The organism is Paenibacillus sp. OT2-17, assembly GCF_009827695.1.
In the GTDB taxonomy this organism is placed as follows: domain Bacteria; phylum Bacillota; class Bacilli; order Paenibacillales; family Paenibacillaceae; genus Paenibacillus; species Paenibacillus polymyxa_B.
This window is the reverse complement of the sequence record NZ_WUDQ01001040.1, coordinates 1-554: the sequence shown is the minus strand read 5'-3', so window position 1 is coordinate 554 and position 554 is coordinate 1. Positions and strand designations below refer to the sequence as shown.

Below are 554 nucleotides of genomic sequence, written 5' to 3'. Positions count from 1 at the left end.
TGGCGGGGAGCGCTGTTTAGTTTTTTTGATGTGATGATTCTCACAACGGCTTAGGAATGCTACAATATAGCTATTTGGTGCAGACAAGTGATAAGGAGTGGAACCGTAGCTTATGATGCAAACGATTACAGGAGATGCGGGAAAGTGGTTGGATACGATAGAACAGATACAGAGTACATTGCGTAAAGCCGAGGATGAAGCGGGAGCGAAGGCGATAGGTGATCTGCTGGAAAAAGCATATGCGCAGGAGCTGACCATTGCCTTTTGTGGACATTTTTCAGCGGGTAAATCGAGCTTGATTAACAGCCTGTGTGGTAAAACTGTGCTGCCGTCTGGACCGGTGCCTACGAGCGCTAATGTAGTGTCCATCCGTTATGGACGTCCGAGAGCGCTCATTCATCCAGCCAAATCAGCGGAAAATCCAGAGCCGGAAAGCATGGAAGCGTCCCTGTCCGAGCTTGCTGAGTATTGTAAAAATGGTGGAGCCTATGAATCGGTTCAAGTGTGGGAGGATGTTCCGATATTATCTAGCGGAGGAGTGCTGCTGGATACAC

General features: G+C 48.7%; 1 protein-coding gene. It reads left to right on the top strand.

The window, feature by feature from the left end; genetic code table 11:
* Positions 1–112: 112 nt before the first annotated feature.
* On the top strand, positions 113–554 hold a 442-nt coding region (locus GRP75_RS28930; RefSeq protein WP_202404374.1), incomplete at its 3' end, for a dynamin family protein.